This is a genomic window from Lentzea sp. (genome assembly GCF_035525475.1).
GTDB lineage: Bacteria > Actinomycetota > Actinomycetes > Mycobacteriales > Pseudonocardiaceae > Lentzea.
In genome coordinates this window covers 78,100-100,513 of sequence record NZ_DATLEC010000045.1, presented here as the reverse complement: position 1 = coordinate 100,513, position 22,414 = coordinate 78,100, and the positions used below count along the sequence as shown (strand labels likewise).

The following is a 22,414-nucleotide window of genomic DNA, read 5'->3' as shown; positions in this document are numbered from 1 at the left end:
GGCTGGTTCGGGTAAGGGCACGGGGCGGCCAGGACTTGGTGGCCAGGGTGGGCCGGCGGAGGCGCGGGCACGGCAAGGCCAACCAGAAGCCGCTGGAACCCGCGGATCCGTGACGCGAACGCGTCAGGCCGCGCCGCCCTCGAGGCCTGGTCGGCGGCGGCTGTCGCCGGCCCGCGCACACCGGCCGCGCTGAAAAACCGCGCCAGGCGGCCTAGTTCGGGCTGGGCACGTACCCGAACTCCGTCAACGGCACCGGCACGGCCTTCAAAGCGCTGAGAATCCCGGTCTCCCGGTGCAACATCCGCCGCACCAACCGCAACCGCCGGGCCGGCGACCGTTCCTCCAGCAACCGCTGCCGATCATCCACAGGCAACAGGCAGTCGGCGGCCAGCAGGTACGACAGGTCCCCGACGGACACGTCGTCAGCAGGAGAAGACCAGTCCTCCTGGTGCCAAGCGGCCCCGCAGTACCGCTCGTGCGCCGCGCGAGCCCCGCGCTCCAAGAGCGGCACGACCTCCAGGGCGGCGGAAGGAACCGGTGTGTCGTCCAGGTACTCGACGTGCGCCAGCAGGTACGGCGCGGTGGTCGTGTCCACGTCGAGCAGGCGGAAGCGCTTCACGCCGCGCGTCACGATGTCGAAGCGGCCCTCCGGCAGCGGCCGGGCGTCCAGGAGGTCGGCCGAGCAGCCGATGTCCTTCAGGGAGTGGACGTTGTCGGCGCCCACCTCCCAGCCCTCCTTGATGCAGACCACGCCGAACGTGCGCCCGAACAGCGAGCCGGTCATCAGGTCGACGACGAGCTGGCGGTAGCGCGGTTCGAAGATGTGCAACGGCAACGACGCCCCGGGCAACAGCACGGTGCCCAGCGGGAACAACGGAAGCGTCTCTGCCACGCCTGCAACGTTACGGGGTGGCACCTCCGCCTGCTGGACGGCCGGATCCGGGCGGCCTCAGCACGGCGAAAGGATCGGTGACTTTGATTCCCTTGGCGCTGAACCGGAACAAAGCCGCGGGACGGCCTCCTGACGGGCCGGGGGGAGCGGTCCCACCTGTGGGTTCCAGCAGCAGGCGGCGGGACAGCACCCGCTGGAGGTTCGTCGCGGAGACGCGGTAGCCCAGTGCCGCGGAGTAGTGGTCGCGCAGCAGGGAGATGGTGAACTCCGGTGGCGCCAAAGCGAAGCCGAGGTTCGTGTACGACAGCTTCGAGCCGAGCCTGTGCCGCGCTCGATCGACGATGGAGGCGTGGTCGAACGCCATCAGAGGCAGTTTCTCCACGCAGTGCCACGCGGTGTCGGACGGGACCTCCGGATCGACGTCCGAGGGGACCAGTCCCAGGAACGCCGTAGCCACGACGCGGGGCGGCGGAACGCGGTCCGGGGCGCTGAAGACGGCCAGCTGTTCGACGTGTGACAACTGTCGCACGTCGACTTTCTCCGCCAGCTGACGGCGGATGGAGGTCTCCACGTCCTCGTCCACGCGCAGTCCGCCGCCGGGCAACGACCAGCGGTGAGCGTGCGGTTCCCGAGCGCGCTCCCACAGCATGACCTGGAGTGACGCACCTCTCACCCGCAACACAGCGGCCAGAACTTCGTGCCCCACACCTGCCATCTGGCTGATACTATCGGCCACGTTTTCGACCAACAGGCGAAAACCCCGGATCGAGGAGGCTGTGATGGTCGCTACCGCAATCGTGGAGCGAACCGCGTCGGGTGTGTACGGCGGAGTCGAGCCGAACACCGCGTGGCGGGACGAGGTCTTGCGCCTCGCGGAGGAGCGGGACGCCGTCATCCTGGCGCACAACTACCAGCTGCCCGAGATCCAGGACATCGCCCACCACACCGGCGACTCCCTGGCGCTCAGCCGGATCGCCGCGCAGTCCGACGCGCAGACCATCATCTTCTGCGGCGTGCACTTCATGGCCGAGACCGCGAAGATCCTCGCACCCCAGAAGACCGTGCTCATCCCGGACGAGCGCGCGGGCTGCTCGCTCGCCGACTCCATCACCGGCGCGCAGCTGCGCGAGTGGAAGGCGGAGCACCCCGGCGCGGTCGTCGTGTCCTATGTGAACACCACCGCCGAGGTCAAGGCCGAGACGGACATCTGCTGCACGTCGTCGAACGCCGTCGACGTGGTGCGCTCCATCCCGGCCGACCGCGAGGTGCTGTTCTGCCCGGACCAGTTCCTGGGCGCGCACGTCAAGCGCGAGACCGGCCGCGAGAACCTGCACATCTGGGCGGGCGAGTGCCACGTCCACGCCGGCATCAACGGTCCGGAGCTGGCCGAGCGCGCCGCCGCGAACCCGGACGCGGACCTGTTCATCCACCCCGAGTGCGGCTGCGCCACGAGCGCGCTCTACCTCAGCGGCGAGGGCATCGTCCCGGCGGAGAAGGTCAAGATCCTCTCGACCGGCGACATGATCACCGCGGCCCGTACCACGAAGGCCACCAAGGTGCTCGTCGCGACCGAGGTCGGCATGCTGCACCAGCTGCGCAAGGCCGCCCCGGAGATCGACTTCCGCGCCGTCAACGACCGCGCGTCCTGCGCCTACATGAAGATGATCACGCCGGCCGCGCTGCTGCGGTGCGTGCGCGAGGGCCTGGACGAGGTGCACGTCGACCTGGAGACCGCCAAGCGCGCCCAGGGCGCCGTGCAGCGCATGATCGAGATCGGCCAGCCCGGCGGCGGTGAGTGATGGCCGCGCGCTGGGAGGCGCGAGCCGACCTGATCGTGGTCGGCACGGGCGTGGCGGGTCTCACCGCCGCGCTGCGGGCTCGTGAGCTGGGACTGCGCGTCCTGGTCGTCACGAAGGCCGCGGGGGACGACGGCAACACGCGCTGGGCTCAGGGCGGCGTCGCCGTCGTCATGGAGGACCAGCACGATCCCGGTGACACGGTTGGAAAGCACGTCGAGGACACGCTGACGGCGGGCGCGGGCCTCTGCGACCCGGCGGCGGTCACGACGGTCGTCGGCGACGGCCCGCGGGCCGTCGCGAGGCTGCGCGAGCGGGGCGCCGTGTTCGACGCCAAGCCGGACGGCCTGCTCGAACGCACCCGCGAAGGCGGCCACAGCGCGTTCCGCGTCGTGCACGCCGGCGGTGACGCGACCGGCGCCGAGGTCGAGCGCGCACTGCTCAAGGCCACTGTGGACGGACGGGTTCCCCTGCTGGAGAACCACGTCGCGGTCGACGCCGTCAAGACGCCGCTCGGTGCGGTCGGCGGCCTGCTGGTGCTCGACGGCAACGGCGTGCCCGGCGTGCTCACCGCGCCCGCCGTACTGCTCGCGACCGGCGGCATCGGCCAGATGTACCAGGCGACGTCGAACCCGTCCGTCGCGACGGGTGACGGCCTCGCGCTCGCGCTGCGGGCCGGTGCGCTGGCCGCGGACGTCGAGTTCATCCAGTTCCACCCGACCGTGCTCTACACCGGTCGCGGTGCCCGCGGCCGGTGCCCGCTCGTCACGGAAGCGGTGCGCGGCGAGGGTGCCGTGCTGGTCGACGCGACCGGCGCCCGTGTCATGAAGGGCGTGCACCCGCTGGAAGACCTCGCCCCGCGCGACGTCGTGGCGGCCGCGATCACCCGGCACATGGCGCTCGAACCCGGCGGTGTCGACGACCACGTCTTCCTGGACGCGACGGCGTTGCACGACATGGCGACCCGCTTCCCGACGGTGCACTCGGCCTGCGTGTCCGTCGGGATCGACCCGGCCGTCGACCCGATCCCCGTCGCACCGGCGGCGCACTTCGCCTGCGGTGGCGTGGTGTCCTCCGTCGACGGCCGCACGGGCGTGACCGGCCTGTACGCCATCGGCGAGGTGGCCCGCACGGGTCTGCACGGTGCGAACCGCCTGGCGTCCAACAGCTTGCTGGAGGGCCTGGTCTGCGGCACCCGTGCCGCCGAGGCCGTGGCCGCCGACCTCGCCGTCGGCCTGATCGCACCCGCCCGCGCCGTCGACCCGGTTCTGCCGACGGCACCGGTGGCGGACCGCGACCTGCTCCAGCGCGTGATGTCCCGCTACGCCGCGATCGGCCGCGACGCGGAGGGTCTCGCCGTCGTCGGCTCGGTGCTCGACGTGTCCACCGTGGACAAGCAGCTGGAGTCGCGCGAACTGGTCGAGGACGCGGCGCTGACCATGGCCGCCCGCGCCCTGATCGCCGCGGCCCAGGAACGCACCGAGTCGCGCGGTTGCCACGTGCGCACGGACTTCACCGAGCGTTCGCAGGCGTGGCAGCGCAGCCAGCTCGTCCGGCTCACCCCGACCGGCCAGCCCGTGCTGGCCGATCCAGTACTGGCAGAGGGTGTCGCATGACCGAAATCGACTGGGACGACGCGAACCGCGTCATCCAGCTCGCCCTGGAAGAGGACCTCCGCTACGGCCTCGACGCCACGACGCTGGCGACGGTGCCGGAGAAGGCCGTCGCCACCGCGGAGATCACACCGCGCTCACCCGGCGTGCTGTGCGGCGTCTCCGTGGCACGCACGGCTTTCCAGCGCTACCTGCCCGAGGTCGAGGTGCTGCACGAGGCCCGCGACGGCGACAAGGCGGTGCCCGGCGAGCCCGCGCTCGTGCTGACCGGTCCGACCCGCGCCCTGCTCACCGTCGAACGCACGGCGCTGAACCTGATCTGCCACCTGTCCGGCATCGCCACGCAGACCGCCCGCTGGGTCGACGCGGTCGAGGGCACCGGCGCGCAGGTGCGCGACAGCCGCAAGACGTTGCCAGGCCTGCGCTTGCTGCAGAAGTACGCGGTCCGGTGCGGCGGCGGCGTCAACCACCGCATGGGTGTCGGTGACGCGATCCTGATCAAGGACAACCACGTCGCCGCGGCCGGGTCGGTGGGTGCCGCGATCCGCGCGGCCCGCGCGCACGCCCCGGAGCTGCTGATGGAGGTCGAGGTCGACAGCCTGGAGCAGCTCGGCGAGGCGATCGCCGAGGGCGCGGAACTGGTGTTGCTGGACAACTTCACGCCCGAGCAGTGCGCGGAGGCCGTGGCCAGGAGGCCGGCGAACGTGAAGCTGGAGGCGTCCGGCGGGCTCACGCTGGACGTGGCCCGCCGCTACGCCGAGACCGGCGTCGACTACCTCGCGGTCGGCGGTCTCACGCACTCCAGCCCGTCACTCGACCTCGGCCTGGACCTTCGCTAGCGGCTGGTACCGCACGAAACCACCCTGACGGACGCCGGGAAAGCTCTGCACCCGGCGCCAGTCAGAGGTGGGGGAGCCGACGCCGTTGCCGTCCGACAGCGCGTCGACGTGGTCCTGCGCGCCGCGCCACTCGGCGTAGTTGATCACCTGCCTGCCGTCGTCCCGGATGTGGAAGGCGGCGGAGATGCCACCGGGGTGCGACTTCGGGTCGCTCGCGAGCGCCACGAACACCGAGTCGACCCACGCCTTCGCGGTCACCTCGTCGTCGGTGTCGATGGTGACCAGGACGACGCACCCCACGGTCTTGTCGCTGCCGGCCATCCCGCCGGTGCGGTAGAGCCGGTAACCGTCGAGCTCGGTGCGGCTCCGGACGAACGAGGGCAGTGCGGGAAGAGTCATGCCCCCGATCCTGTGGGCTCGACCTAACTGGAGGTCAAGCGCCGGTTGGCCAGCACGGGCAGCACCTCACGCGCCTTCTCCACCGCCGCGAGGTCGAGGTCGGCCACCGACACCCCGGGCTGGTCCGAAAGCTGCAGGACGACGTTCCCGAACGGATCGGCGACCGTCGAGTACCCGATCCCGGTCGGCGCGGACGACCCCAGGTCACCGGGATAAGCCTGACCACACGCCACGACGAACGACGTGCAGTCCAGTGCGCGCGCCCGCACCAGCAGTTCCCACTGCTCCTTCTTACCGGGCCCCGCACCCCACGACGCCCCGACCAGCACGGCGGACGCGCCCCTGTCGGCCAGCGCGCGGAACAGCTCGGGGAAGCGGACGTCGTAGCAGGTCGCCACGCCCAGGGTCACCCCGTCGACCTCGAACGTCACCACGTCCGAACCCGGCGCGACCGTCCGCGACTCCTGGAACCCGAACGCGTCGAACAGGTGGATCTTGTCGTAGCCGAGGTGCACGTCCGGCCCGGTCACCAGCATGGTGTTCGTCACCCGGTCACCGGACGGCGTGAACATCCCCGCCACCACCACGACGTCGTGCGCGACCGCGATCTCGCGCACCGCCGACGCCCACGGCCCGTCCAGGGGCTCCGCGACCGGTCCGAGCGGCACGCCGAAGCGGCACATCGTCGCCTCGGGCAGCAGCACGACCCGCGCGCCGTCGGCCCTGCGCACCGCGTCGCGGACCAGTTCCAGGTTCGACCTGGGGTCCGCGGTGGAGCTGATCTGACTCACGGCGATGCGCATGGGGATCACTGTAGGGTCCCAGACCGTGCGCCGTTCCCCACTGCTCCTCGTCGTGTTGCTGGCCGTCGCGGGCTGTACCGAGACCGCCACACCCCGCCCGGACGGTGGCACGAACGGCACGTCGATCGTGCTCGCCGACCGCGACGAGCCGACGACGCTGAACCCGTTGCTCGGCTACGGCGCGCAGGGCGTGTCGAAGATCTACGACGGCCTCGTCGAGCACCGCCAGGACGGCTCGCTGCGGCCCCAGCTCGCCGCCGACCTGCCGGAACCGGCCGCGGACGGGCTGAGCTGGACGGTGAAGCTGCGCGGTGACGTGAAGTTCACCGACGGCAGCGCGTTCGGCGCGGAGGACGTCGTCGCCACCTACACCGCCGCGTTGCGGAGCCCGGTCAAGGAGCGGTTCAGCACGCTGAAGAGCGTCGAGCAGGTCGACCCGTCGACGGTCCGCTTCACCCTCACGCAGACGCAGGCGGCGTTCCCGCACCTGCTCGTGCTCGGCGTCCTGCCCAGCGAGCAGGCGAACCCGGACGGGCAGCCGATCGGCACCGGTCCGTACAAGGTCACCGAGTGGCGCAAGGGCGACCGGCTGCTGCTGGACGCCAACGAGAGCTACTTCGACGGCGCGCCCAAGGTCAAGAAGCTGACGGTCGTCTTCATCACCGACGACAACCAGCGCGCAGGCCGCATGCAGGCCGGCGAGTTCGACGGCACGGTGCTGCCGCCCAAGATCGCGGAGGCGTTCACGGGCAGGTCGACCCTGCTCGTGCAGCACCACCGCAGCGCCGACTACCGGTCCGTCACGCTGCCCGCAGGCCACCCGGTCACCGGTAACGCCGCCATCCGCCTCGCGCTGAACTACGCCGCCAACCGCCAGGGCATGATCGACAGCCTGCTGGAGGGCAAGGGCACCATCGCGTACACGCCGGTGCCGGACGCGCTGGCAGAGGAGTTCGACCCGAGCGCGAAGTTCCGCTTCGACAAGGCGGAGGCCGTCCGCCTGCTCGAGGCGGGGGGCTGGGTCGCGGGAGCCGACGGCATCCGGGCCCGCGAGGGCGTCGCGGCCCGTTTCACGCTGATGTACCCGCTGGGCGACGACCTGCGCGCCGACCTCGCGACGGCGTTCGCGGCCGACGCCAAGGCCGTGGGCGTGGACGTGCAGCTGGCCGGCCTGTCGTGGGAGGCGATCCGCCCGCGCATGGGCACCGACGCGCTCCTCTACGGCGAGGGCTCGCCGTTCGACCCGGACCTGATGCTCTACGGCCTGCGCGGCCAGGGCAGCCCCGCCGCCGACGCCGCGCTGGAGAACGGCCGCAAGCTCATCGACCCCGCTCAGCGCGCGGTGGCGTACAAGCTCTTCCAGCAGGCGTTCATCGCGGCGCCGTCGATGGTGGTGCTGGTCTTCCCGGAGCACGCGTACGTGATGCGCGACTCGTGGAACGGCTACGAGCCCGTGGTCGACCCGAACTCCTACGGCGCGCTGGCCTGGGGTCCGTGGTGGAACCTGGACAAGTGGGAGCCCAAGTAGGCGGTCACGTGGTCCGGGCGTTGATCTCGCGGACGGCCGCTTGCGGGTCGTCCGCCCAGAACTCGACCCGTTCGACCCGCTGCACGCCCGTCTTGCCCAGGTCCACGAGCTGCGGTTCGTGGAACGGCACGGACACGTTCGTCCTGGTCAGCGACTGGATGACCAGCGCGTCGCCGATCACCTCGACGCTGCGCTGCCCCTTGTGCGAGCGCTCGGCGACCTGGGCCGTGCCGATGTCCTCGGTGGGGATGCGCCAGTCGAAGAACCCCAGCTGCCGCAACCGCAGCTCGTCGGCGGAGATGGTGTGCGGCTGCTTGTGCAGGACGTAGAGCGCGCCCACGCACACGACGGCGTTCAGCACGCCGAGCACGCTCAGCGTGATCAGCAGCCACGGGATGTCCAGGGCAAACGCGACCAGGGCGATCCCGACCGCCGTGATGATCAGGAACCGCCAGTAGCGCGGCCGCATGCGCTTGCCGTAGGGGATCTCCACCATGGCGTGGAGCCTATTTCGTGGCAGAGTGCGGGACGTGAGCGACCTGATCTTCCTGGACAGCGCCGGTTCCTCGATCCCGCCCGCCGAGGTCGTCGACGAGGTCGTCGGGCACCTCCGCAGGGAGACCGAGATCGGCGGCTACCGCGCCGCCGCGGAACGCCGTGACGACCTCGAAGCGGGCTACGGCGTGCTGGCCGAGCTCTTCGGCTGCGAGCCGTCGGAGGTCGCCTTCACCGACAGCGCGACCCGCTCGTGGCTCACCGCGTTCGACGCCGTCCCGCTCGCGAAGGGCGACCGCGTCCTCGTCACGGAGGTCGAGTACGGCGGCAACGCCGTGCCGATGCTGCGCCGCGCGGAGGAGACCGGCGCGACCATCGAGGTCATGCCGTCCGACCGCCACGGGCAGCTCGACGTCGACGCACTGGACCTGGACGAACGGGTCAAGCTGATCTCGCTGGTGCACGTCCCCACCAACGGCGGCCTGGTCAACCCGGTCACCGAGGTCACCGCCAAGGCCCGCGAGGCCGGCGCGCTGGTGCTGCTCGACGCCTGCCAGTCCACGGGCCAGCTCGATCTCAGCGCCGTCGACTACGACATGCTCGTCTGCACCGGGCGCAAGTGGCTGCGGGGACCGCGCGGCACGGGTGCGCTGGTCGTCAGGAACGACGTGCGGCGCAGGCTCAGGCCTCGTCTGATGGACCACAGCGCCGCCGAGTGGACCGCGGTCGACCGGTACGAGCCGCGCGACGACGCACGGGTGTTCGAGCTGTGGGAGTTCAACGTCGCCGACCGGCTCGGCCTGATCGCCGCCGCCCGGTTCGCGCTGGCCAAGGGCCTGGACGTGATCGAGGCCGAGGTGCGGGACCGCGCCAGGCGCTTGCGGGAAGGTCTCGCGAACCTGCCCGGCATCACCGTGCGCGACCTCGGCGAACGGCAGTCCGGCATCGTCACGTTCACGAGCGACCGCGTGCCGGCCACGCAGCTGAAGGACCGGCTCTGGGCCGAGAACGTCGCCGTCACGGTCTCGCAGAGCGGGTCGACGCTGATCGACATGACGAAGCGGGGCCTGGACGAAGTAGTGCGGGCCTCCCCGCACTACTTCGTCACCCGCGAAGAGATCGACCAGGCGTTGGAAAGGATCAGCAGGACACGTTGATGACCCGCTTCACGCAGTCCGAGTAGCCGACGAACATGTCGACGGCCCGGTCGTTGCGCGACGTCTGCGCCGCGATGACGGTGTCACGCGGGTAGAAGCTGTCGAGGCCACCGCCGCTCGGGTACATCTCGAAGGTGTACGACCAGATCTTGTGCTGGCCCCACATCCAGTCGTCGATGCTGCCGTCGGTGATGTACAGGTCGCTCGCCTGTTCCGGCGTGTAGCCGTTGGTGGCGGCCATCTGCTGACCGAGCGTGCGGAACGCGCGTTCCTCCGTCGCGTCCAGGCCCGGCGCGGTGTTCGCCGTGGTGTAGCCGAACGGCCACAGCACGAGCTCCGAGAACGTGTGGAAGTCGATGTTCGTCTTGATCTGCTGGACGCCGCCGACGACGCGGGAGTTCACGAAGTTGCGGACGACGGTGGTCTCCGGGGCGGAGAACGCCGCGGTGCCGCGGTAGGTGTCGGACGTGCTGCTGCCGCTGGAACCGCCGCAGCAGCCCCACTTGTAGCCCCAGTTGCGGTTGAGGTCGGTGCCGTTGCCCTGGCGGTTCTTGCGCCAGCCGCGGAACGACCCGGTCGCGATGTCGTACTCGACGCCGTCCGGGTTGACCATCGGGACGAACCACACCTCGCGGCTGTCCACCAGGTTCTTGATCGCCGAGTTGGCGTAGTTGTCGGTGTAGCGCTTGATGATCTGCAGGCACTGCTCGACCGTCAGGTGCTCGCGGGCGTGCTGGTTGCAGGTGAACAGCACCTCCGGCTCGCTCTCGTCGGTCGCGACGTTGTCGCTGACCTTGAGCGCCCAGATGTCCCGGTTCTGGTAGCTCTTGCCGATGCTGCGCAGGCTCGCCAGCGCCGGGTGGTCGGCGACGGTCTGCTGCAGCTCCGCGGTCATCTCCGCGTAGTTGTGGTAGCCGGTGTAGCCGGACGGGAAGTCCTGCGTGCCGACCTGATCCGGTCGCGGGTCGGAGAAGTCCACCTTCCCGAGGCTCTTGAGCTGCTGCTCGAAGTCGCCGACGTACCTGATCGGCAGCCCGGTCGCCTTCAGGGCCTGGTACTGCGCCTTGTCCGCGACGACGGAAACCGTGGTGAGCTTGGTCGCGCCGAGCACGTCGACGCCGATCTGGGCGACCTGCGTGCGTTCTGCGGACGTGTTCGCCGTGACCTCCAGCAGATAACGGCCGGAGTCGGCCGTGCTGGGTGACGCCATGCCCGCGACCAGCACGGGCAGGCAGACGGCGAGCACTGCGGCGATCTTGCCGCGGCTCTTGCTGAACATCGTTCCTCCATCATCAGCAGGGGTTTGCGACGGAGTGGTGCCCACCGAGCGTGGCCGGGCCGTCACAGGCGCAGTAGCGCCGATAGCGGGGTGACCGTTGACAGATTTCGGCGGGAACTAGGCTGTAGGACATGCTGAACCGCATCGACCTGCGAGGTCGCACCACGACCCCCGCTCAGTTGCGCGCCATCGTGCCGCGCGCCGAGATGGACGTGGACGCGGTTCTGCATCACGTGCGTCCGATGGTGGCCGCGGTCGCGGAACGCGGTGTCGAGGCCGTGCTCGAGTACACCGAGAAGTTCGACCGCGTGCGACCGGCTTCGGTCCGCGTGCCCGCCTCGGAGATCTCGTCCGCCCTGTCCTCGCTCGACCCGTCCGTGCGCGAGGCGCTGGAAGAGGTGATCGCGCGCACCAGGCGCGTGCACGCCGACCAGCGCCGCACCGAGACGACCACGCAGGTCGTGCCCGGCGGCACCGTGACGGAGAAGTGGGTACCGGTCGCGCGCGTCGGCCTGTACGCGCCCGGTGGTCTCGCCGTCTACCCGTCGACCGTGGTCATGAACGTCGTGCCCGCCCAGATCGCCGGCGTCGAGACGCTGGTCGTGGTCTCGCCGCCGCAGGCGGAGTTCGGCGGCCTGCCGCACCCGACGATCCTGGCCGCCGCCGCGCTGCTCGGCGTCGACGAGGTGTGGGCCGCGGGTGGCGCGCAGGCCATCGCGCTGATGGCGCACGGCGGCGTGGACACCGACGGCGCCGAGCTGGCACCGGTCGACATGATCACCGGCCCCGGCAACATCTACGTGACGGCGGCCAAGCGCCTGCTGCGCGGCCTGATCGGCATCGACTCCGAGGCCGGGCCGACCGAGATCGCGATCCTCGCCGACTCGTCCGCCGACCCCGTGCACGTGGCCGCCGACCTGATCAGCCAGGCCGAGCACGACCCGCTGGCCGCCTCCGTCCTCGTGACGGACTCCGAGGAGCTGGCGGACGCGGTGGACGCCGAGCTGGACCAGCGCGTCCCCGCCACCAAGCACAGCGAGCGCGTGCGCACGGCGTTGAACGGCAAGCAGTCCGGTGTCGTGCTGGTGTCCTCCGTGGACGAGGGCGTCCGGGTCGTCGACGCCTACGCCGCCGAACACCTGGAGATCCAGACGCGCGACGCGCGCGAGGTCGCGGCGCGGATCCGTTCCGCCGGCGCGATCTTCGTCGGCCCGTACGCGCCGGTGTCCCTGGGCGACTACTGCGCCGGCTCGAACCACGTGCTGCCGACCGGTGGCTGCGCGCGGCACTCGTCCGGGCTGTCCGTGCAGACGTTCCTGCGCGGCATCCACGTGATCGACTACTCCGAACAAGCCCTGCGAGAGGTCGCGGACAAGGTCGTCGCGCTGGCCAACGCGGAGGACCTGCCCGCGCACGGGCAGGCCGTCACGGCGAGGTTCCCCCGATGAAGCCCGTCGTCGGCGCGCGCGTGGAGCTGTCCGACCTGCCCCTGCGCGAGGACTTGCGCGGCCGCACGCCCTACGGCGCGCCGCAGCTCGACGTGCCGTACCGGTTGAACACCAACGAGAACCCGTACGCTCCGACGGACGCGCTGGCCGCCGACGTCGTGGCGGCCGTCGCGGAGATCGCGGGCGACCTGCACCGGTACCCGGACCGCGACGCGGTGGCGTTGCGCGAGGACCTGGCGGCGTACCTGACGTCGGCGACCTCGGTCACGCTGACGTCGGAGAACGTCTGGGCCGCCAACGGGTCCAACGAGATCCTCCAGCAGATCCTGCAGGCGTTCGGCGGTCCGGGGCGCGTGGCACTGGGCTTCGAGCCGTCGTACTCGATGCACCCGATCATCGCCGCCGGCACGCGCACCGAGTGGTCGCCGACGCCCCGCCGTCCCGACTTCTCGCTCGACGTGGAGAAGGCGGCCGCGGTGATCACCGAGACGCGGCCGGACGTCGTCTTCGTGACGTCGCCGAACAACCCGACGGGCCAGTCGATCCCGCTCGACGACCTGCGCCTGCTCATCGCGTCCACCACCGGCATGATCATCGTCGACGAGGCGTACGCGGAGTTCTCGCCGCAGGAGAGCGCGATCAAGCTCCTCGACGAGTACGGGTCGCGGCTCATCGTCTCGCGCACGATGTCGAAGGCGTTCGCCTTCGCGGGCGGACGCCTCGGCTACCTGGCGGCGGCTCCGGCCGTGGTCGACGCGTTGCAGCTGGTGCGCCTGCCGTACCACCTCTCGCAGCTGACGCAGGCGGCGGCGCGGGCGTCGTTGCGGCACGCCGCGGAGACGCTCGGGTCGGTGGCCCTGCTGGCCGCCGAACGCGACCGCGTGATGGCTTCGTTGACGGAGCTGGGTTTCCGGGTCGTGCCCTCGGACGCGAACTTCGTGCTGTTCGGCTGGTTCGAGAACGCGCGCGAGACCTGGAAGTCCTACCTGGACCACGGCGTGCTCATCAGGGACGTCGGAATCGCGGGTCACCTGCGGGTGACCATCGGAACTCCCGAGGAGAACGACGCTTTCCTCGCGGCCAGCAAGGAGGTCAGCCGGTGAGTCGTGTCGGCAAGGTCGAGCGCACCACCAGGGAGTCGTCCGTCTACGTCGAGATCGACCTCGACGGCACCGGACAGGTCGAGATCAGCACCGGTGTGCCGTTCTACGACCACATGCTCACCGCGTTCGGAGTGCACGGCTGCTTCGACCTGATCGTCCGCGCCACCGGTGACACGCACATCGACGCCCACCACTCGGTCGAGGACATCGCGATCGTGCTCGGTCAGGCGCTGCGGGAAGCGTTGGGGGACAAGAAGGGCATCCGCCGGTTCGGCGACTGCTGGATCCCGATGGACGAAACCCTCGCGCACGCGTCGGTCGACGTCTCGGGCCGCCCCTACACCGTGCACCGCGGCGAGCCGGAGCAGTTCAACTCGTTCGTCATCGGCGGCAACTACCCGTTCGTGCTGAACCGCCACGTGTTCGAGTCGCTGGCCTTCCACGCCCAGATCGCGCTGCACGTGCGCGTCGAGTACGGCCGCGACCCGCACCACATCGCGGAAGCCGAGTACAAGGCGATCGCGCGCGCCCTGCGTGCGGCCGTGGAGCCCGACCCGCGCGTCGGCGGCGTCCCGTCGACCAAGGGCGTGCTGTAGATGCCGAAGGAAGTCGTCGTCATCGGCCTGCTGGCCCTCGCGGGCTTCCTGGGCGGTGGCGTGTACGCGACGTGGAAGACCGCCAAGACCCTGGCGGTCATCCTCCTCGTGCTGACCGCCGTCGCGGTCGGCGGCGCGGTGCTCTGGCTCATCTAGCTCAGAACCGACAAGATCACGTGGGTGACCGAGTTCGAGTACGACGCGTTCCTCTCGTCCAGTGATGCTCTGGACGGCACGCTCGCGCCGGCGTTGCGGCGCGGCGTGCAGCGGTTCGCGAAGCCCTGGTACCGGTCGCGTTCCCTGAAGGTGTTCCTCGACGACGGCCAAGGCACGCCGTCCGAGGACGCCCTGTCCCGTTCGCGGTGGCTGATCCTGATGGCCTCGCAGGAGAACGCGGGAGCGGAGCGAGTCGAGTGGTGGCTGGAACACCGTTCTGCGCAGCAGATCCTCGTCGTTTTGACCTCCGGCGAGTACGCGCGGTCGGTGCCCGCCGCCGTGCGGAAGGCACTCGGCGAGGACCCGCGCTGGGTCGACCTGAGGTGGTTGCGGTCGGCGTCGCACGTCGACGACGCGAACCCGCGCTTCCGCGAGTGCGTGGCGGACATCGCGAGCGCGGTGCGCGGTGTGCCGAAAGACGACCTGGTGGGCGAGCACGTCCGCCAGCACCGCCGCACCACCCGGCTGGCCCGTGGCGCGGCCGCGGCGCTGACGGTGATCGTGCTGCTCGCGGCGTTGATCGCCGTGGTGCAACGCAACGACGCCGTCTCGCAGACCCGCACCGTCACGGCCCGCAGCCTGGCGTCGGCGGCCGTCGCGAACCTGCGCACCGATCTCGCGCTGTCGCAGGTGCTCGCCGCCGAGGCCTACCGCGTCGAGCCGAACGCCCAGACCCGTTCCGCCCTGTTCGCGTCCCTGACCGCATCGCCGCAGCTCGACCGGTACGTGCAGGTCGGCGGCGAGGTGACCGCGCTGGCCGCGTCGGCCGACGGCAAGGTCGCGGTCGCCGGCACCTCCGACGGCCGCGTGGTGCGGCTGGACCTCACGACGTCCTCGCGCTCCGAGACGCGGATCGGCCCGTCCCCGGTGACCGCGGTGGCGACGAGCGCCAACGGTGGCGTGATCGCCGCGTTCTCCACTGGTACGGCGGTGCGCTGGGACGGTGCCTCCGCCGTGCAACGGTTCGAGGTGCCGTCCGACCTGAAGTCCGGCCTGGTCGCGGTGTCGCCGTCCGGCCGTTTCACCGCCCTCCACGCCGATGGTGACGGCCGCTTCCTGTCGATCGTCCACGATGGACAGAACGACCACCGTGCACAGCGCGACGGGTCCGCGTTCCCGTTGCTCGTGCTGAGGATGCCCGACGACGAGACGGTGCTGGAGCTGTCCGACACCGAGTGGGCGCGCCGCTCGCCGATCTCCCAGGAGGTCCTGTCCACATCGAGGGGAGAGGTGCTGCCCGCCACCGGTTACTGGTTCGGCGCCTCCGCGAACGGCGCGCACTTCGGCTGGTCCACCGACGGCCTGACCAGGCTGTGGCACACCACCACCCCGACGTTCGGCTACAACACCCAGGACGCCGAGGTCCGGTACGGCCGCCCCACCCCGTCCTCCGTGGCGATCACCAACGACGGCACCCGCACCGCGGTGGCCGACACCGGCACGATCTACCTCTACGACATGACGGGGTCCACCACAGGCGAGCTGGCGCGGCTCGACGGCAACAGCGAGACGCCGTTCGTGGAGTTCCTCGGCTCCAGCGACCGCCTGGTGTCCGCCTCGCGCGACCACCTCGTGCTGTGGGACCTGACCAGGAACACCCGCCTGAGCTCGACGTTGCCGACCCGCTCCCCGTTGTCCTGCAACGCCTGCCCGGCCCCGTGGCTGGCGACCTCACACGGCAGGACCGCCGTCACCGCCGGCGCGGAGGTGACGCTCGGCCCGTCCTCCGAGTCAGTGGGCCCGGACAGCGACTTCGGCCCGCCCGCGTGGAACTCCACCGGCGACAAGCTCTACCTGGTGACCCTGCCGGAAGGCATCGGCGAAACCTGGCAAACCCAGCCGGTCCTGCGACGCGAGTCGCGCTGGAAGGGCGACGTGACGGCAGAGCACCTGGTGGCGATGCGCGCCGCGCCCGACGACAGCCGGCTGGTCACCGTGAACGAACAGGGCGACGTGCAGGTCTTCTCAGCCCCCGACTTCACACAGGAACGCACGATCCCGCTAGGCCGTCGCCTCGACCACGCGGGTTGGCCCCCGGCGGCCGGCCTGGCCGCGATCAGCGCAGACACCTCAACCGCCGCGGTGGTGACCGCCAACTCGGTAGAACTGATCGACACCACCTCCGGCACCCGCCGCTCACTGGACGGCCCAGCCGAAGCGGTCACGTTCACCGACAACAACCTGCTGATCCAACGCTCTGGTTTCATCGAAATCTGGGATTCTTCCGCCACCTCACACCGCAAGATCCAAAGCGACCCCAACCACCTGCCAGGAATCACCGCCGCCGCAGACCTGGCCGTCCAGCTGCGCCGCGACCACGTCATGGTCCTCACCGACCTGACCACCGGCGAACGAGTGGGCCAGGTACCCCTGGTCTCCCCACGCGCCCGCTTCGGCCGCATAGGCACCGCCTTCGACGGCCCCGAACGCCTGATCACAGCGATCCCCCACTCCCGGCTGACCGCCTGGGATCTCTCCGAGGAGAACTGGGTCCGCACAGCCTGCGCCTCAGCCGCCCGCACCCTGACCGCCGAAGAGTGGCGACGCCACGTGGGCACCGAGCCACCGTCAGACCTGACCTGCGACTAAACGGCCAGATACCGCGCAGGAACGTGCCGCGCCAGCCACACCCCGTTGGCACTGAGCCGAAACTCGTGCCCATCAGCATGCATAGCCTTCGCAGCAACGGTGAGAATCAACGGCCGCCCACGCCGAGCCCCAACCCGACGCGCGGTCTCGAGATCAGGGGAGAGATGCACGTCGTGCCGCGACATGGGCCTGAGCCCGTCCCGCATGATGTCGTCGAGGTAGTGAGCCACCGTGCCGTGGAACAACACGTCCGGCGGCGTAGCAGTAGGCAACCCGAGGTCCACCTCGACGCTGTGCCCTTGGTTGGCCCGGATGCGATCACCATCGATCGTGAAGCGCTTCTTGTCGTTGCGCTCAACAACCTCACGCATGTCCTCGGCAGAGATGCCAAGGGCGTCCAGCAGGTCGGCCACAGGCACCCAGCCGGCCGCGTCGAGGGTGAGGCCGACGCGCTCGGGCTGGTGCCGGAGCGCTTTGGACATCCGCTTGGAGAGGCGGATCATTCTGTCTTGTTCCATTTGCCCCTCAGGAAACCACAGCGTGTCCACCCGTTTTGGCCCCGGCTGTGTCGGCTCAGGACTCACTCGAACGGGTGGTATTCGTCCTGATCCGCGCCTGGGCTCGTCTAGTAGATGTCCGGAACTGATGATCAACCGCCTCCCGCAAGGATGAGGAGCGCGGGGCTGCGGACGACGGATGTCGGGGCGGAGGTCAGGTGATGGGGTCAGGTGAAACGCCGGTTGGGTGGCACCGACTGGGGTGGCCAGCAGGTGGACGGACGAGCTCGCGTCGCGCGCGGGGGACGGAGGGCAACGCATCGGGGGACCGGATGGGCTTGTGGGGTGTGAAGTTGGGCGGCTCGCTGTCGAGGGCGCCCGTGCCGATCACCTCGCACCCGTCCTGCGCTGATCACCTCGCGCCAGCCCCACCCGGCGCCTAGCCGGGCGTCCCGCACCTGAGGCCAATGAGCCCTATCGTGCGTGCGCAAAAGCAGGGCTGCCGCATCCCGTGTGCGCTTGGATAGCTGCCGTGTGGCGTGAGCGAATGGTGCGGGGCGAGACCGAGATCTTCGTGGCCTGGCAGGAAGGATCCGGCGACCGCACGCTGCTGGCCATCCACGGCGGCCCGGACTGGGACCACAGCTACCTCCGCGACCCCCTCCACCGCCTGTCCTACCGCCTCCTGATGCCCGACTTGCGCGGGTGCGGCCGGTCGGGCCGCGTTTCCGAGTATCACCCCGACGGCGTCGTGCAAGACCTCGTGCGTGTGCTCGACGCATTCGACGTGGAGCGCGCGGACCTGCTGGGCCATTCGTACGGCGGCATGGTGGCGCAGCGGTTCGCGATCAGCCATCCGTCGCGGGTGCGCAGTCTGATCGTGTCGGGCAGCAGTGTCCTGCCCGTGCCGCCGGACGCCTTCGACGGGTGGACGGAGCGCGACGAGATCCTGGCGCGCCAGGACGACCCGTGGCAGCGAGAAGACCTGACGTCGGAAGAGTGCGTGCGCGCCGAGGCGTTCGCGGCGGCGCCCGCCAACATCTGGCGCACCGAGGCCATGCCCGGCTACCTGAAGAGGCTGGAGGAGGTCAGGTTCGGCGCGGAGTGGGTGCGGCAGCTCGAGGCCGGAAACCTGGTGTCGCCGCGGTTTCCCGATGCGGCGCAACGGATCGCGGAGACCGGCATCCCCGTCCTGTTGCTGCACGGGCGTCAGGACATGACGTTCCCGGTCGGCCTGGTCGCGCCGACGCTCGAGCTGATCCCGCGGGCGCGGGCGGTCGTGCTGGAAGACGCCGGGCACATGCTGCACGTCGATGAGCCCGACGGCTATGTGAAAGCGGTGGAGGAGTTCCTAGAGGGTGCCGCCCTCCAGGACGGGCTTGAGCTTGGGGGCGCCGGGGCCGTGTGAGGCCTGCTCGTCGTCGATGTTCTGCAGTGAGCAGCTGCGCAGCGACAGGCAGCCGCAGCCGATGCAACCCGTCAGCCTGTCGCGCAGGCGGAAGAGGGCGTCGATTCGTGCGTCGAGTTCGGCCTTCCACGAGCGGGAGAGGCGTTCCCAGTCTGACTTCGTCGGCGTGCGGTTGTCCGGGAGCTGCGCCAGGGCGTCGCGGACGTCCTCCAGGCTGAGGCCCACGCGTTGTGCTGTGCGGATGAAGGCCAGGCGGCGCAGCACCGAGCGTTGGTAGCGCCGTTGGTTGCCCGCGGTGCGGACGGAGCCGATCAGGCCCCTGTCCTCGTAGAAGCGCAGCGCGGTGTGGGGGACGCCGCTGCGCTCGGCGACTTGGCCGATGGTCAGCATTTCCGGCAACTTGCTCACCGGATCATCGTAACCGCTTGACCTCCAGCATAGTCGAGGTTGAACAGTTGGTGCCATGCAACGGATACCAGAGCTCTTCGCGAGAATGGCAGGGGACGAGAAGCACGAGTGGGCGGCGGCCTCCACGATCGACGTGCTCTGGGTCCTGTACGACCGGGTTCTCAACGTCACGCCCGACACAGTCGACGATCCTGACCGCGACCGGTTCCTGCTGTCCAAGGGGCACGGGCCGATGGCCTACTACGCGGTTCTGGCGGAGAAGGGGTTCATCGACGAGTCCACTTTGGACGACTGGACGTCGTGGGACAGCCCGCTCGGCCAGCACCCCGACCGGGTGCTCGTCCGGGGTGCGGAGATCAGCAGCGGGTCGCTCGGTCACGGGCTGCCGATCGCGGTCGGGACGGCGATCGGGCAGCGGATCGGCAAGAGCCGGGGGCGCACGTTCGTGCTGGTCGGCGACGGTGAGCTCGACGAGGGCAGCAACCACGAGGCGATCGCGGTGGCGTCCAGGCTGAACGTCGCCGACCTCACCGCCATCGTGGTCGACAACCGGTCCGCCATGCACGGCTGGCCCGGCGGCATCGCCCGGCGCTTCGCCGTCGAGGGCTGGGACACCGCCGAGGTCGACGGTCGCGACCACGAAGCCATCTTCACGGCACTGACCGCGCCGCACGACCGCCCGTACGCGGTCGTCGCCAAGATCGAGAGGAGCTGAGATGACCACGATGCGCCAAGCCTTCGTCAGGACGGTCAACGAGGAGATCGGGCACGACCCGCGGATCGCCGTGGTTACCGCGGTGATCTCCAGCAACGAGTTCCCGCAGGAGAACGAACGCGTCGTCGACGTCGGGATCCGCGAGCAGACCATGGTCGGCGTGGCGAGCGGTCTGGCGCTCGCGGGGCTACGGCCTGTCGTGCACAGCTACGCGCCGTTCCTCGTCGAACGGCCCTACGAGCAGATCAAGCTCGACATCGGCCATCAGGACGTGGGTGCGGTATTCGTGAGCATCGGCGCTTCCTACGACGACCCGGCTTGGGGGCGTACGCACCAGTCGCCGGGTGACGTGGCGTTGTTCGACACGCTTCCCGGCTGGACTGTGCACGTGCCGGGGCATCCAGACGAGGTCACACCGTTGCTGCGTCAAGCACTGAAGGACGACAACCGGGTCTACGTCAGGCTTTCGTTGCACGAGAACACGCAGGCTCATCCGGTCGGTGAAGGATTCACCGCGCTGCGTCACGGAAAGCGCGGCGTCGTGCTCGCCGTCGGGCCGATGCTCGACCGTGTGCTCAAGGCAGTCGACTCGGAGAACGCCGACGTCACGGTGCTGTACGCGGCCACGGTCCGACCGTTCGACTCGGACGGACTGCGCAAGGCGGTGCGGGAGACGGACCACGCCGACGTCATGGTGGTGGAGCCGTACCTCGAAGGAACTTCATCTCATCTTGTGTCCGAGTCACTGCAACAAATTCCGCACCGTGTGCGTTCTATAGGAGTCAAACGACACGCAGAGCTCCGCAACTACGGCACGGCGGAGGACCACGACGCCGCGCACGACCTGGACGTGGTCGGGCTGGGGAGCGCTGTGCGGAGTTTCTTCAGGGGGTGAAGAAACATGTTCGCAGTCATGGGGGATGACTGGACCGGCGCGCCTTCCCGCGCCGCGTAAGAGGTGAAGAGGTGGCGCGACCGGGCCGGATGTCCGGTCGCGCACCGCTTCCCGGCACGTCCGTCCGTTCCGGAACGCGAAGACCTTGGCATGTGCGCACATGCCCGTGGGACGGACCAGGAATGATGTTGGTCGTGAGAATGCTGATCTGGACCCCGCTGAACGCCGCCGAGCTGCAGAAGGCGATGCACAGCGGCAACGCGGGCCCCGCGGCGCTCGTCCCGGTGCAGTCCGGCACGGTGCTGCTGCCCCCTGCGGCCACCAAGCTCAACGAAGCCGCGTACATGACGAACAGGGTGCGCAAGATCGGGAACGGCGCCGCGCTCGCCGTGTGGAACGACGACGCCGCCCTGCTCTACCTCTTCACCACGACGCTCGGCCGCGCCTCGATGTGGGGCACGCGCGAGGCGGTGCTGCGGTTGTCGGAGCAGGCGAAGCAGTCGGGTCCGGCGGGGAGGTTGTTCGACCGCTCGACCGCGGGCCTGATCAACCTGCGCGAGAGGGAGGGGTGGCAGGCCGACGCGATCGACAAGCTCACCGCGCTGTACCCGGCGGCCAGCCGCAAGGGCGCTCTCGAACGCATCCGCGACTTCCACGCCGCCGAGGGGGCGATCCCCGAGTTCTTCCGCGCGGCGGGGCTGCCCGAGGTCGCGAAGGTCGCCGAGCTCACCGAGCAGGGCAGGGCGGACTTCGTCCTGGAGACGCTGGAGCCGCCGACCACGCAGAAGTGGCCGCTCGCGCTGATCTTCCCGCTGATCGTGGTGACGGCGCTGGTGACGGTACTGCTCAACGCCTCGATGGTCGTGTACTACCTCATCGCCGGTCTGCTCCTGGTGCTGACGGCAGGGCTGATGGTCTCACTCCGGCGGCGGCTCGTGCGCGGGAAACCGGTCAACACCGTGTTGCCGGTCATCCCGGTGACGCAGGGTGCCGTCCCGACCGACTAAACTGGTGGTCGTGGCACGTGTCGTCGTACTTGACTATGGCTCCGGCAACCTGCGCTCCGCCGAGCGCGCGCTCCAGCGGGTCGGCGCCCATGTCGAGGTGACGTCCGACCCGAAGGCAGCCCGCGAGGCCGACGGCCTGGTGGTGCCCGGCGTCGGCGCGTACGCGGCGTGCATGGAGGGCCTGAACTCGGTGCGCGGCGCCCGGATCATCGGTGAGCGCCTCGCCGGCGGCCGTCCGGTGCTCGGCATCTGCGTGGGCATGCAGATCCTGTTCGACCGCGGCATCGAGCACGGCGTGCTGACGGAGGGCTGCGGTGAGTGGCCCGGCACCGTCGAGCGCCTCGACGCGCCGATCGTGCCGCACATGGGCTGGAACACGGTCCGCACACCCGAGGGCTCGAAGCTGTTCGACGGCCTCGACGAGGACACGCGGTTCTACTTCGTGCACTCCTACGGCGTGCGCAAGTGGGAGCTGGAGCCGGCCGACCACATCAAGCCGCCGCTCGTGACATGGGCGGACCACGCGGGCGACGAGTTCGTGGCGGCCGTCGAGAACGGGCCGCTGTGGGCCACCCAGTTCCACCCGGAGAAGTCCGGCGACGCCGGAGCGCACCTGCTGAAGAACTGGCTGACCAGCTTGTCGTGATCGCACGACCGCGGACGGTAGCCGGACCGTCGACTCGGTCGTGTGTCCACTGAGGACGCCGACCCCGGCTTTCCTGTGCGCGCCC

The 22,414-nt window shown here is 70.1% G+C and carries 23 protein-coding genes; 15 read left to right on the top strand and 8 right to left on the bottom strand.

Annotation, left to right across the window (positions count from 1 at the left end):
* Positions 1 to 211: 211 nt before the first annotated feature.
* Together VM306_RS07635 and VM306_RS07630 are read right to left on the bottom strand one after the other, a co-directional pair.
* Positions 212 to 892, bottom strand: a complete 681-nt coding sequence (locus tag VM306_RS07635) for an LON peptidase substrate-binding domain-containing protein (protein WP_325512393.1) — start codon at positions 890 to 892, stop codon at positions 212 to 214.
* 10 nt (positions 893 to 902) lie between these two features.
* The gene (locus tag VM306_RS07630; protein WP_325512391.1) at positions 903 to 1,607 is read right to left on the bottom strand and encodes an NUDIX hydrolase; all 705 of its coding nucleotides are present in this window, start codon (positions 1,605 to 1,607) and stop codon (positions 903 to 905) included.
* Positions 1,608 to 1,671: 64 nt separating this feature from the next.
* On the opposite strand from VM306_RS07630, the gene nadA reads away from it, so the two are divergent.
* Genes nadA through nadC form a run of 3 tightly spaced genes read left to right on the top strand, consistent with a single transcriptional unit; the run spans position 1,672 to position 5,140 of the window.
* A complete protein-coding gene (gene nadA, locus VM306_RS07625) occupies positions 1,672 to 2,691 on the top strand; it encodes a quinolinate synthase NadA (RefSeq protein WP_325512389.1) in 1,020 nt (339 codons plus the stop codon).
* Positions 2,691 to 4,304, top strand: coding sequence for an L-aspartate oxidase (locus VM306_RS07620; RefSeq protein ID WP_325512387.1), 1,614 nt, complete (start codon positions 2,691 to 2,693; stop codon positions 4,302 to 4,304). The genes nadA and VM306_RS07620 overlap by 1 nt, the downstream gene beginning before the upstream one ends.
* The gene (gene nadC / locus VM306_RS07615; RefSeq protein ID WP_325512385.1) at positions 4,301 to 5,140 is read left to right on the top strand and encodes a carboxylating nicotinate-nucleotide diphosphorylase; all 840 of its coding nucleotides are present in this window, start codon (positions 4,301 to 4,303) and stop codon (positions 5,138 to 5,140) included. Before VM306_RS07620 ends, nadC begins: the two co-directional genes overlap by 4 nt.
* Here the strand turns inward: nadC and VM306_RS07610 are convergent.
* Together VM306_RS07610 and VM306_RS07605 are read right to left on the bottom strand one after the other, a co-directional pair.
* Positions 5,111 to 5,539, bottom strand: a complete 429-nt coding sequence (locus VM306_RS07610) for a hypothetical protein (protein ID WP_325512383.1) — start codon at positions 5,537 to 5,539, stop codon at positions 5,111 to 5,113. The two genes, nadC and VM306_RS07610, sit on opposite strands and share 30 nt — an antisense overlap.
* Before the next feature lie 23 nt (positions 5,540 to 5,562).
* Positions 5,563 to 6,342 (bottom strand): carbon-nitrogen hydrolase family protein, encoded by a 780-nt coding sequence (locus VM306_RS07605; RefSeq protein ID WP_325512381.1) that lies wholly within the window; start codon positions 6,340 to 6,342, stop codon positions 5,563 to 5,565.
* Positions 6,343 to 6,367: 25 nt separating this feature from the next.
* Between VM306_RS07605 and VM306_RS07600 the strand changes: the two genes are divergently transcribed.
* A complete protein-coding gene (locus VM306_RS07600) occupies positions 6,368 to 7,870 on the top strand; it encodes an ABC transporter substrate-binding protein (protein ID WP_325512379.1) in 1,503 nt (500 codons plus the stop codon).
* A gap of 4 nt (positions 7,871 to 7,874) precedes the next feature.
* On the opposite strand, the gene VM306_RS07595 is transcribed toward VM306_RS07600, so the two are convergent.
* Positions 7,875 to 8,366: a hypothetical protein gene (locus VM306_RS07595; RefSeq protein ID WP_325512377.1), complete on the bottom strand. Its 492-nt coding sequence runs from the start codon at positions 8,364 to 8,366 to the stop codon at positions 7,875 to 7,877.
* 34 nt (positions 8,367 to 8,400) lie between these two features.
* On the opposite strand from VM306_RS07595, the gene VM306_RS07590 reads away from it, so the two are divergent.
* Positions 8,401 to 9,522 (top strand): aminotransferase class V-fold PLP-dependent enzyme, encoded by a 1,122-nt coding sequence (locus tag VM306_RS07590; RefSeq protein WP_325512375.1) that lies wholly within the window; start codon positions 8,401 to 8,403, stop codon positions 9,520 to 9,522.
* Here the strand turns inward: VM306_RS07590 and VM306_RS07585 are convergent.
* Complete coding sequence (locus VM306_RS07585) at positions 9,506 to 10,801, bottom strand: M14 family metallopeptidase (RefSeq protein WP_414672344.1); 1,296 nt, start codon at positions 10,799 to 10,801, stop codon at positions 9,506 to 9,508. The two genes, VM306_RS07590 and VM306_RS07585, sit on opposite strands and share 17 nt — an antisense overlap.
* Positions 10,802 to 10,932: 131 nt before the next feature.
* Here VM306_RS07585 and hisD point away from each other — a divergent pair, with 131 nt between their 5' ends.
* The 5 genes from hisD to VM306_RS07560 are packed head-to-tail and all read left to right on the top strand — an operon-like array spanning position 10,933 to position 16,753.
* Positions 10,933 to 12,249 (top strand): histidinol dehydrogenase, encoded by a 1,317-nt coding sequence (gene hisD / locus VM306_RS07580; RefSeq protein ID WP_325512373.1) that lies wholly within the window; start codon positions 10,933 to 10,935, stop codon positions 12,247 to 12,249.
* On the top strand, positions 12,246 to 13,352 hold the full coding sequence (locus VM306_RS07575; RefSeq protein ID WP_325512371.1) for a histidinol-phosphate transaminase: 1,107 nt from the start codon (positions 12,246 to 12,248) through the stop codon (positions 13,350 to 13,352). The genes hisD and VM306_RS07575 overlap by 4 nt, the downstream gene beginning before the upstream one ends.
* Complete coding sequence (gene hisB / locus VM306_RS07570) at positions 13,349 to 13,948, top strand: imidazoleglycerol-phosphate dehydratase HisB (RefSeq protein WP_325512369.1); 600 nt, start codon at positions 13,349 to 13,351, stop codon at positions 13,946 to 13,948. The genes VM306_RS07575 and hisB overlap by 4 nt, the downstream gene beginning before the upstream one ends.
* Entirely contained in the window at positions 13,949 to 14,104 is a 156-nt protein-coding gene (locus VM306_RS07565; protein ID WP_325512367.1) for a hypothetical protein, read from the top strand.
* A gap of 24 nt (positions 14,105 to 14,128) precedes the next feature.
* Positions 14,129 to 16,753 (top strand): WD40 repeat domain-containing protein, encoded by a 2,625-nt coding sequence (locus VM306_RS07560; RefSeq protein ID WP_325512365.1) that lies wholly within the window; start codon positions 14,129 to 14,131, stop codon positions 16,751 to 16,753.
* Here VM306_RS07560 and VM306_RS07555 read toward each other — a convergent pair.
* Positions 16,750 to 17,271: an RNA 2'-phosphotransferase gene (locus tag VM306_RS07555; protein WP_325512433.1), complete on the bottom strand. Its 522-nt coding sequence runs from the start codon at positions 17,269 to 17,271 to the stop codon at positions 16,750 to 16,752. The genes VM306_RS07560 and VM306_RS07555 overlap by 4 nt on opposite strands.
* Positions 17,272 to 17,782: 511 nt before the next feature.
* Here VM306_RS07555 and VM306_RS07550 point away from each other — a divergent pair.
* Positions 17,783 to 18,658 carry an alpha/beta hydrolase gene (locus tag VM306_RS07550; protein ID WP_325512363.1) on the top strand — a complete coding sequence of 292 codons (876 nt, stop codon included), beginning with the start codon at positions 17,783 to 17,785 and terminating at the stop codon, positions 18,656 to 18,658.
* Here the strand turns inward: VM306_RS07550 and soxR are convergent.
* On the bottom strand, positions 18,602 to 19,048 hold the full coding sequence (gene soxR, locus VM306_RS07545; protein ID WP_414672345.1) for a redox-sensitive transcriptional activator SoxR: 447 nt from the start codon (positions 19,046 to 19,048) through the stop codon (positions 18,602 to 18,604). The genes VM306_RS07550 and soxR overlap by 57 nt on opposite strands.
* Before the next feature lie 73 nt (positions 19,049 to 19,121).
* Between soxR and VM306_RS07540 the strand changes: the two genes are divergently transcribed.
* The 4 genes from VM306_RS07540 to hisH all read left to right on the top strand — a co-directional run bounded on the left by VM306_RS07540 (position 19,122) and on the right by hisH (position 22,329).
* Positions 19,122 to 19,781, top strand: coding sequence for a thiamine pyrophosphate-dependent enzyme (locus tag VM306_RS07540; RefSeq protein ID WP_325512359.1), 660 nt, complete (start codon positions 19,122 to 19,124; stop codon positions 19,779 to 19,781).
* Position 19,782: 1 nt separating this feature from the next.
* Entirely contained in the window at positions 19,783 to 20,676 is an 894-nt protein-coding gene (locus VM306_RS07535) for a transketolase family protein (protein ID WP_325512357.1), read from the top strand.
* A 194-nt stretch (positions 20,677 to 20,870) separates the two neighbouring features.
* Positions 20,871 to 21,683 (top strand): hypothetical protein, encoded by an 813-nt coding sequence (locus tag VM306_RS07530; RefSeq protein ID WP_325512354.1) that lies wholly within the window; start codon positions 20,871 to 20,873, stop codon positions 21,681 to 21,683.
* A 10-nt stretch (positions 21,684 to 21,693) separates the two neighbouring features.
* Entirely contained in the window at positions 21,694 to 22,329 is a 636-nt protein-coding gene (gene hisH, locus VM306_RS07525; protein WP_325512352.1) for an imidazole glycerol phosphate synthase subunit HisH, read from the top strand.
* Positions 22,330 to 22,414: the final 85 nt, after the last annotated feature.

Coding starts and splice junctions, on each gene's coding strand:
- VM306_RS07605 (WP_325512381.1), bottom strand. CDS start 6,342: ATGCGCATCGCCGTGAGTCAGATCAGCTCCACCGCGGACCCCAGGTCG.
- VM306_RS07565 (WP_325512367.1), top strand. CDS start 13,949: ATGCCGAAGGAAGTCGTCGTCATCGGCCTGCTGGCCCTCGCGGGCTTC.
- nadA (WP_325512389.1), top strand. CDS start 1,672: ATGGTCGCTACCGCAATCGTGGAGCGAACCGCGTCGGGTGTGTACGGC.
- VM306_RS07535 (WP_325512357.1), top strand. CDS start 19,783: ATGACCACGATGCGCCAAGCCTTCGTCAGGACGGTCAACGAGGAGATC.
- VM306_RS07555 (WP_325512433.1), bottom strand. CDS start 17,271: ATGGAACAAGACAGAATGATCCGCCTCTCCAAGCGGATGTCCAAAGCG.
- soxR (WP_414672345.1), bottom strand. CDS start 19,048: ATGCTGACCATCGGCCAAGTCGCCGAGCGCAGCGGCGTCCCCCACACC.
- VM306_RS07540 (WP_325512359.1), top strand. CDS start 19,122: ATGCAACGGATACCAGAGCTCTTCGCGAGAATGGCAGGGGACGAGAAG.
- VM306_RS07620 (WP_325512387.1), top strand. CDS start 2,691: ATGGCCGCGCGCTGGGAGGCGCGAGCCGACCTGATCGTGGTCGGCACG.
- nadC (WP_325512385.1), top strand. CDS start 4,301: ATGACCGAAATCGACTGGGACGACGCGAACCGCGTCATCCAGCTCGCC.
- VM306_RS07585 (WP_414672344.1), bottom strand. CDS start 10,801: ATGTTCAGCAAGAGCCGCGGCAAGATCGCCGCAGTGCTCGCCGTCTGC.
- VM306_RS07630 (WP_325512391.1), bottom strand. CDS start 1,607: ATGGCAGGTGTGGGGCACGAAGTTCTGGCCGCTGTGTTGCGGGTGAGA.
- VM306_RS07610 (WP_325512383.1), bottom strand. CDS start 5,539: ATGACTCTTCCCGCACTGCCCTCGTTCGTCCGGAGCCGCACCGAGCTC.
- VM306_RS07595 (WP_325512377.1), bottom strand. CDS start 8,366: ATGGTGGAGATCCCCTACGGCAAGCGCATGCGGCCGCGCTACTGGCGG.
- hisD (WP_325512373.1), top strand. CDS start 10,933: ATGCTGAACCGCATCGACCTGCGAGGTCGCACCACGACCCCCGCTCAG.
- VM306_RS07575 (WP_325512371.1), top strand. CDS start 12,246: ATGAAGCCCGTCGTCGGCGCGCGCGTGGAGCTGTCCGACCTGCCCCTG.